Source organism: Acidiphilium sp., assembly GCF_049977125.1.
GTDB lineage: Bacteria > Pseudomonadota > Alphaproteobacteria > Acetobacterales > Acetobacteraceae > Acidiphilium.
Genome location: NZ_JBMFGY010000142.1, coordinates 1 through 6,864 on the forward strand (window position 1 = coordinate 1; position 6,864 = coordinate 6,864).

At 56.3% G+C, this 6,864-nt stretch carries 7 protein-coding genes; 1 reads left to right on the plus strand and 6 read right to left on the minus strand.

Going from position 1 to position 6,864, the window contains the following annotated elements; all coding sequences use genetic code 11:
- The 6 genes from ACP5E6_RS15070 to ACP5E6_RS15095 all read right to left on the minus strand — a co-directional run.
- Positions 1-191, minus strand: a 191-nt coding sequence (locus ACP5E6_RS15070; protein WP_427955330.1) for a hypothetical protein, incomplete at its 3' end; no start/stop codon positions are given.
- Between the two features lie 517 nt (positions 192-708).
- Positions 709-1,431: a type I-E CRISPR-associated protein Cas6/Cse3/CasE gene (locus ACP5E6_RS15075; RefSeq protein WP_427955333.1), complete on the minus strand. Its 723-nt coding sequence runs from the start codon at positions 1,429-1,431 to the stop codon at positions 709-711.
- The gene (gene cas5e / locus ACP5E6_RS15080) at positions 1,428-2,162 is read right to left on the minus strand and encodes a type I-E CRISPR-associated protein Cas5/CasD (RefSeq protein ID WP_427955336.1); all 735 of its coding nucleotides are present in this window, start codon (positions 2,160-2,162) and stop codon (positions 1,428-1,430) included. Before cas5e ends, ACP5E6_RS15075 begins: the two co-directional genes overlap by 4 nt.
- On the minus strand, positions 2,155-3,291 hold the full coding sequence (gene cas7e / locus ACP5E6_RS15085; protein ID WP_427955338.1) for a type I-E CRISPR-associated protein Cas7/Cse4/CasC: 1,137 nt from the start codon (positions 3,289-3,291) through the stop codon (positions 2,155-2,157). Before cas7e ends, cas5e begins: the two co-directional genes overlap by 8 nt.
- Positions 3,291-3,866 carry a hypothetical protein gene (locus ACP5E6_RS15090; protein WP_427955340.1) on the minus strand — a complete coding sequence of 192 codons (576 nt, stop codon included), beginning with the start codon at positions 3,864-3,866 and terminating at the stop codon, positions 3,291-3,293. The genes cas7e and ACP5E6_RS15090 overlap by 1 nt, the downstream gene beginning before the upstream one ends.
- On the minus strand, positions 3,856-5,424 hold the full coding sequence (locus tag ACP5E6_RS15095) for a hypothetical protein (protein ID WP_427955341.1): 1,569 nt from the start codon (positions 5,422-5,424) through the stop codon (positions 3,856-3,858). Before ACP5E6_RS15095 ends, ACP5E6_RS15090 begins: the two co-directional genes overlap by 11 nt.
- A 1,062-nt stretch (positions 5,425-6,486) precedes the next feature.
- Here ACP5E6_RS15095 and ACP5E6_RS15100 point away from each other — a divergent pair.
- Positions 6,487-6,864, plus strand: a 378-nt coding sequence (locus ACP5E6_RS15100) for a transposase (protein WP_427955344.1), incomplete at its 3' end; no start/stop codon positions are given.

Genomic DNA, 6,864 nt, shown 5'->3' on the forward strand with positions numbered 1-6,864 from the left:
GCCCAGATGGCCACCCGCCCCATCTTCCACCGGACCGATGCCGCGATCCGCGGGCCTCGGAATAGCTGGGACAGGCACCGCGTCATGCCGTTCCCCACGCCAGCCTCAGGCATGGTGAACATCATGATCGCGATCAACGGAATACGCACGTATAACGGAGCCTGCTCGATCGTCACTCCTTCACTCGTCATGGTCATTCCGACAAACCGAGACGGCATCTGTCCCCGCACGAGCAGGGGAACCTTACAGAAGAGCCAAGTGTAACAATAAGTGCCAGGCCTATCCCCGCACCTGCGGGGGACTCGGCTTGAGATTTTATAACATAAACAAAAACAAGGGCCTATCCCCGCGCCTGCGGGGTAACTGGAAGGATAACCCGACGAGTAATAACATGTGGGGGCCTATCCCCGCGCGAGCGGCGGAACCTCTTAAATGTGAGACTCTGACGTTGCTAGTTATACGATATCAACGAGCAAAGGTAGGTCCTATTAACGAACCTTCATTTCTGGCACTAAACGGCGTAAGCTTAGTACGATGTTGTGCGTAATGATTTTCTTCGATGGCTCGCATAGAGCCTGATGACATTAGGCTGACCCATACCTGGGATTTGCCAGATTCCAGCCGTCCCCAATCCAGCCACACCAGCCCATGCCGGTCAGCGTGGGGAATGCGCGCTTTTTCCAACCCCATCTGCCCGGGCAGTCATGGCTACCTCCCGCTAGGTCGCAAGAGCAACATACCGTATCCGTACGCGGCATGACGGCCAACGCCTCTTGCCAAGCGTTCGGCCAATGCATCCCCGTCGCGGATAACGAGTTCACCATGAAACGTCACATCCGGTCCCTCTCTCCTTAAACCGTTTCGAATGGCAGCACTGCGTTCAAAACGAACGATCCGTGTCTGCGTCACCTCGGCAGCCTCGCTCATTCGTTCTGCAAGCCAGTTTCGATACACGGTCTCGCGGTCAATTTTGTCGTCGGGCGAAGGACCGTCGGGATGCCGGCGGATAGCCTCCAAAAGGAATGCATCGACCTCGGCTCCTTTTGGAAAGACACCCGCAGAAATCATCAGGCGTTTGACAGGTCGCGCCCGTAGATCGAAGGCGAGCCGCCGGCCTTTCGTCCATGTCTGCGGCATGGCCTTGGAATCAAGCCTGGCTGGATCACAAACGGCAAGTGCGTCGGGCATCCCGGTTTCTTTCGCGGTTTGCACAAGTGATGCGTGGTCCGTTCTCGCGTAAGCATAGAGTGTGGCATTCACCGCGTGGGGCGCAACCATCAGACGGAATGGTTGCAATGCCGATTTTCCGAAAGTCTCACCGAGCAGATGATGCAGCGCAGCGCCCTCATCACCAATGAGTTTGCGATGCGCTGCCCAACGTCGAAACAAACCAAGATCCAGCGGAAGGCTGATCAGATGAAGCGCGGTCATGCGCCGACCGTATGCGGCACAAGGACACCCTCAACAATTTTTCGTGTGCCGCCATGTAACCCGGTGCGCCAATTACGCAGGTCCGGCAAATCGATAATTCGATGAACCAATGCGCCTTCGGACGGTCCTTCCCCAAGAGGCCAGAACGCTCGCATCCGCTCTGGGTTCCCCTCTTGCCGGGGAACCTTTTGAAGCGCCTTATACGCCGTTGGCGCCATAACGAAATGTTTCTGTCGCACGGGGGCCGACGGCAAGCAAGATTTTCGGCCGATGAATAACGGACGCGCCGGACGATCCAACTTCGCAGCGAGCATATCGAGAGAGGGTTCGTTATTTGGCGGCACCAGCCGCAGGGCGAGGATCATGGAGGCGTCCGCGTGATAGTCGCGCAGGCGGCGATGAGGGGCGTCATAGCTTGCCCCATTACGCCCCTCTGGCTCACCCCATGTGGTCCAACCTCTATCATTCTTTTCCAACTGCGCATTCTGAGTATCGGTAAGCACACCAAATCCACTTTCCCTTTCCCAGCTAGCAGCAAAAATCAATCGGTCCTGGAGAGCCTGATGCGCTTCCCATTCGGTTCGCCGCCAGCCCAGGGCGTTGGCCAGAAAACCAGTCAGCATAGAGGCGGCCGGAAAGTCGCGCGTCGCGCCCATATGATCAATCGCCACACCGCCAAAAGCCAAGAGCGGAGCCTCCAGCCGAAGGATCAGCCAGTGATGATCAGGCATCCGGCGCGGCTTCCACCTGTGCGGCACCCCATGTCGCCAGTGCCTTTAACGAAAATGGCCCGTAGGCGTGCAGTGGCATGTCGGCAACAGAGAGGTAACGGCGCTCCTCACCGGTTTCATAGGTTGCGTCAAATCGAGCGAGATGGCCATCAAGGGCCGCGACCGCTTGGTCAAGATCATGGCCGATTGGTTTACGATAGGCGGTGGCAAGGCTGCGTGGCTGACGATCTCCAGCTTCGACGAGCATCAGTTCCGCACGGCCAAAGGGGGCGGTCGAGCCACGTTTGGCACCAGGTGAAACCTCGGCGATCAGATGAACGAGATTGTGAACCACCCTGGCGGCCAGACCCCGATCGCGACCGCAATTGGCTATCAGACCTGGCAGGTCAATCACCACGTACCCGTAAAACAGGCCGGAGGTGATCTCAGTTTCCTGGATGGTATCGGCGCCACTGTAATCCTCGTCTTTTTTTAAATCATCGACGGCGGTGAAGTAATCGCCTTCGGCTTCCTCGGCGTGGACAGTGAAGGCGTGGGCCACATGCAACGGTGCGTCAATGTTAGCGGCTGGATCAGACGTGACCATGCGTCCAAACAAAGCAGCGGTCAGACCACCGGGCATGGCCGTCGTTGCCCGTACAGCCTTCATGTTTTCTTTAAAAAGCTTGGACCAATCGCCGGCTGCAGTTTTCACCGTCTTGGCGTCCTTCGCCATGGCAGCAAGACGTTCAGCCTCGCCTGCGAGCCAATTGATTTCAGGTGCTCCAAACAAAAGAGTCTGACGGCTTCGCTTACCCTTGTCAGCCTTTTCTCCGTAAACCGCCTTCTGAAATTCGGGTTCTATGGCCTCAACAATCTCGTCGGCATATTTTCCCCTAAGCGGTTTGATCACTAATTCTGTAACTAGGTCTCGCGAACGATAGGCGATTTCTGTACCCTCGATGCGGTGCAGGGCATGTGGGTCATTATCTGCCTTTCGCCAATGGCGCTTCAGGCATTGCGAAGAAATGCGTGTGCGGAAGGCACCACCATAGGGCAGACGCTTGGCGAGCCCGGTGTCGTCGCGGTTCAGTAATGCAGCGGTATAGGAATGCAGCGTGTGGATTTGCAGAAAGCGGGGGGCAGTCATCAGGCTTCTTCCTTTTGCTTGGTTTCATGCACCCTATGATCGAGCCGTCGGTAATAGGCGCGGGCAATTTCTTGTGGGATGGTTTTGCAGACGGGAAACAGAAGCAGTGCGGCAATTGCGGTGCAGTCAAAACCGGTATCAGACTTACGATTTGCCGCAAGCATTCGTGCGATACGTTCGAGAGTGTCAGCGCGCCGATCGGGTTCCGCCAGGAAGCGCATCAATCGAGTCTCAGAGACTAAGGGCCGCTCATTCACACCCCAGCTGGGATCACCACCATCGCAAAGCATTGTGCCGAGAAATAGATTGGGATTATGGACAGATGGAGCGCCAGTTCGTTCACCCTTGACCGCCAGAATCGCCATAATTTTGACGATCCTCATCCAGTTGGCGATCCTGTTTGCGTCCTCAATGAAGCCGCACTCGGTCGCCAGACGCCAGAAGGCAGCACAACCCGGATCACCGGGCTTCATCCGGCGCAATTCTGCAAGGTCGCCCGTATCAAGTGGCCGCATCACTGCAGACAATTTGCCGATTATCGTTTTGTAGTCGACTCTCTCTCGCTCAATCAGCATGACCCGCCCCCTCCCGTTCCGGTTGTTCGAACATTTCCGGATTGTGATGCCGGATGAAACCAATGAAGGCGCCGCGGGCTCTGGCCTCAGCGCGGGGGCGGAACATGCCTGAGCAGGGGATGCCGGGGAGCGCCGTTTCGAAGGCAGTTCTGGCAAGATTATATAGCGTCCTGGACCAGCGTAATTTTTGCCCCTCCAACCTATCGGGTCCCTCGTCCTGTGCTTCGAGACGGTCCCAAAGATATTGAAAGAAAATGCTATCCATGGCTCTGTCAAATTGATTTCGCGCTTTGCGCGCATAAATGTAATGACCTTTGTTTATCTTGTCGCGGTCACCGCTGGCCGCAGCAAGCGCCAGACTGTTGCCAATCGCCTTGTCAAAGACGCCTATGGTCGCGATCTGTGATTTTGCAAGCTCGTGCAGCTGCTCGCGGTTCGTACCCAAAGTGCGAGAGATTTTGCCGGCGATCGGCAAAATGCGGGACTTGAATCCTTCTGTCTTGCTGTTGCCGCGCGCCAATGCTTCAGCGACAAGGCTCATCATTTCCCGTTCGCCGTCGCAACTAGCCGGCCGGGCAAGTACCGGCATTATCCAATTGCCGGAAAACAGGAGATCGACAAGCGTGTTGTAGTCGAAATCTCGGCCGGCCAAGGTAAAGCTCTTGTTGTCAGTTTTATGAACGGGCGCGAACGGATCGCCCAAGGCGCCTTTCAGATGCTTGGCGTTGATCCGCGTGGCATTCGATGTGCCCTTCCACCCGGACAGAACGCCACTCACCATCGACAGCCGGACGCGACGGCAGACTTCGATGAACCAGAGATCGAGATCCTTTAGCTGTAACTGGTCGCCCTCAGGCCAGGGCGCTAGCCAGGTCAAACCAATCCCGTTTGATGAATAATAGTCATGCCTTTCAATCTCGCCTTCATACGTTTCAAGCAGTACTGTGACATCCCGCCGAAACCGAGCACCAGGGCGCGGTGTCATGATCTTTTCCGCGTTTGTTGGCAATGGCGCGAAGGTAAGCAAGGGACGCGAGGATGAGCCGCCATTCATACGCGCAATGCCCTGATTGCCCGCTCCGCCGTACCCTTCCCCCGTCTGCAACGACACCAGCGCGAACAGCCAATCCTCTGGCTGTCCCTGCCGGGCCACGGCCTGTTTGATATCATGATTTTTCGACGTGATCAGCAGATCAAGCGCATCGGCAGTTAGCACTGGATGACTGAGCGTCATACCTTTGGGCACTGACGGTTGGAGAAACGCCGGCTTTTCCCAGTCATGGACGACAAGGTTCCAGGGCTCATCAGCAGCAAAACCTGGCGCCAGGTTTCGCAAAGCGCTCGCCCAAGCCTCTTCGTCTTCGAAAATATGGCTTCCGCCCGATCGTCGCAGTGCGAGTGCCGCCAACTGCACGAGGAACATATGCCAGATTGGACCCTGATGCGGACGCAAGGCCGGAAAGCTTTCTACCTCATCTCGGGCCAATGCTGCGAAAAGGCCAGGTAACGTTAGCGAACGATGAGTACGGATCAGCGGCTCGGTGAGGATATTGAACATTTTACTCACCCATCCTGCTGCGGGGCTTTCCGCGAGTGCGGGGAAACAAGCATCTCTGGTTCTGTATCAGATTAAAATATGACCTATCCCTTGGTGTTATGCCTAGGAAATATTTTATCTCCGCCGGAACGTCCCAAAAAAAATATCCGTCTTTTTTTGACACAAGCGGGTGTGTAATGACGTTGAGGTAAACGGAGCAGGCGATTCTCATACCCATACCATCGTTAATCGTTCAGCGAGATTACATCAATTAGATGCGCGATGGCGGTTTCACCAATTATTTTGATTTAAATGAGCTTGACCGTCTGCCGCAAAACTGAGCCTCTCCAACTTTAACCGAATCAGATAGTCCCCCATCATGGCCCTGGTATATGGATATGCATGTTGTAGATTTCGTCGTAATCGTCTTGTAGTTTGCCAGCCCGATGACAATTTTCCCGTAATGAAGTCGGATGAAGGGCTAGGCAATGTCCAGGCGGATGTCGAATTTCGCCGGGCGACGTTGGCTACCTTAGCCTGTAGGCTTGGGGTATCGAATTCACTGAGAGAGGCAACGCCATGAGGACGTATTCCAAATGCGCGGAGGTGCCGCTGCCTGCAATTTTAGAAGATGCTCGGGAAAAAGTAGGGGGGAGCTTTGAGCGGTTCTCCCTCAGCGCCGGCATCGCGAGGATGAGCGCGATGATGGAGCAGCAGGCGGCAGCGCTGTGCAGGCAGCGTCATGATCGATCGGCAGGCAAGCCGGGCCATCGCTGGGGGAGCACGTAGGAGTCGATCGGCTTTCACGGCGAGAAAGTCGTGGTTGGGCGACCGCAGCTACAGATGAAGGGCGGCAAGACCGAGCTCGCCTTGCCATTCTAGTCGGCGGCTTTCACCGAGGATTGCCTGGAGCAGGCCAGCGGAGCGGTTGAGCCTGATGCTGAATAACATCTCGACCCAGCGGTTCGGTCACGCGGTGCGTCTGCCGGAGAATGATATGCCGACCCAAGCCGGTTCCGGTGTGTCGAAATCGGTGGTCTCGCGCCGGTCCGGGGCATTATCAGCGATGCGCATGCCGCATGGATGGCGACGGACCTGTCCAAACCCGACCTGTTGGTGATCCAGATCGACGACATTCATCTGGCCGACGATCTAACAATGCTCGCGGCCGTGGGTATCGATGGCGAAGGGACCAAGCATCCGATCGGTGTGGTCGAGGGGGCGACCAAGCATGCTACGGTGGTTCAGGCTCTGCTCGACAGTCAGCTTGTACGCGTCCGTGATCAACACGCCACCCGGCTGCTCATCATCGACGGCGCGAAGGCGCTGACCAAGGCGATCCGTAAGACTCTCGACCACACCACCCTGATCCGGCGGTGCCAAGTCCATTATCCCGACGTCGGCAAAAGGTCCATGCGTGGACGGCCCGTTGAGTTCAAGTGGGAATTTGCAAGATTTGAT

Coding starts and splice junctions, on each gene's coding strand:
- ACP5E6_RS15075 (WP_427955333.1), bottom strand. CDS start 1,431: ATGACCGCGCTTCATCTGATCAGCCTTCCGCTGGATCTTGGTTTGTTT.
- cas5e (WP_427955336.1), bottom strand. CDS start 2,162: ATGCCTGATCATCACTGGCTGATCCTTCGGCTGGAGGCTCCGCTCTTG.
- cas7e (WP_427955338.1), bottom strand. CDS start 3,291: ATGACTGCCCCCCGCTTTCTGCAAATCCACACGCTGCATTCCTATACC.
- ACP5E6_RS15090 (WP_427955340.1), bottom strand. CDS start 3,866: ATGCTGATTGAGCGAGAGAGAGTCGACTACAAAACGATAATCGGCAAA.
- ACP5E6_RS15095 (WP_427955341.1), bottom strand. CDS start 5,424: ATGTTCAATATCCTCACCGAGCCGCTGATCCGTACTCATCGTTCGCTA.